This is a genomic window from Neobacillus sp. DZ-9, from assembly GCF_059587065.1.
On sequence record NZ_JCAIOL010000054.1, the window covers coordinates 1 to 1005 of the forward strand.

The 1005-nt window shown below is 49.3% G+C and carries 8 tRNA genes; all 8 read left to right on the plus strand.

What is annotated here, in order from left to right:
* The first annotated feature begins 4 nt into the window (after window positions 1–4).
* Window positions 5–77, plus strand: a tRNA-Ala gene (locus AC59HZ_RS31360).
* A gap of 161 nt (window positions 78–238) precedes the next feature.
* A tRNA-Met gene (locus tag AC59HZ_RS31365) sits at window positions 239–312 on the plus strand.
* Window positions 313–315: 3 nt separating this feature from the next.
* Window positions 316–392: transfer RNA gene (locus AC59HZ_RS31370), tRNA-Asp, on the plus strand.
* 196 nt (window positions 393–588) lie between these two features.
* Window positions 589–664 (plus strand) — tRNA-Phe (locus AC59HZ_RS31375).
* A 5-nt stretch (window positions 665–669) separates the two neighbouring features.
* A tRNA-Trp gene (locus AC59HZ_RS31380) sits at window positions 670–743 on the plus strand.
* Between the two features lie 15 nt (window positions 744–758).
* Window positions 759–834 (plus strand) — tRNA-His (locus AC59HZ_RS31385).
* A gap of 12 nt (window positions 835–846) precedes the next feature.
* Window positions 847–918 (plus strand) — tRNA-Cys (locus tag AC59HZ_RS31390).
* Between the two features lie 13 nt (window positions 919–931).
* Window positions 932–1005 (plus strand) — tRNA-Gly (locus AC59HZ_RS31395).

The following is a 1005-nucleotide window of genomic DNA, read 5'->3' on the forward strand; positions in this document are numbered from 1 at the left end:
ACATGGGGCCTTAGCTCAGCTGGGAGAGCGCCTGCTTTGCACGCAGGAGGTCAGCGGTTCGATCCCGCTAGGCTCCATTTTATTTTAATTATTTTTATCGTCGCGGGGTGGAGCACATTCGAATAAGCTTCCTCGAATACTCTACAGCGCACCGATTGAGTCGCTGCTTGAATATGCTTTCTGAAATCGGGGCGGTCCTTTAACTAAGAGCATGAACAAAATAATGTATTTTTATTGTCGCGGGGTGGAGGAGTCCGGTAGCTCGTCGGGCTCATAACGCGAAGGTCGCAGGTTCAAATCCTGTCCCCGCAATATGGTCTGGTAGTTCAGTTGGTTAGAATGCCTGCCTGTCACGCAGGAGGTCGCGGGTTCGAGTCCCGTCCAGACCGCCACTTTCATCCCAGCAGCTAACGCTGCTGTTGATATAGATTTTTTTAGTATAGCTCAGTAGCTCAGTCGGTAGAGCACGCCCGAAAAAGCTACAGTGAATAAGCATCAGCGTACCCATCGAGCTGCTGCTTGCGTAAGCTTTCTGAGATGGGGACGAAGGTACGACCACCTTCAAAGTTTAGGAAACAATCATAATATGGCTCAGTAGCTCAGTCGGTAGAGCAAAGGACTGAAAATCCTTGTGTCGGCGGTTCGATTCCGTCCTGAGCCACCATTTATAGGGGTATAGTTTAAAGGTAGAACGAAGGTCTCCAAAACCTTTGGTGTGGGTTCAATTCCTACTACCCCTGCCAGAGAAAGAGAATATGGCGGTTGTGGCGAAGTGGTTAACGCATCGGATTGTGGTTCCGACATTCGTGGGTTCGATTCCCATCAGCCGCCCCATTTTAATTATTGGGCTATAGCCAAGCGGTAAGGCAGAGGTCTGCAAAACCTTTATCACCGGTTCAAATCCGGTTGCTGCCTCCAATTTTTTGAATATGCGGGTGTAGTTTAGTGGTAAAACCTCAGCCTTCCAAGCTGATGTTGTGAGTTCGATTCTCATCACCCGCTCCA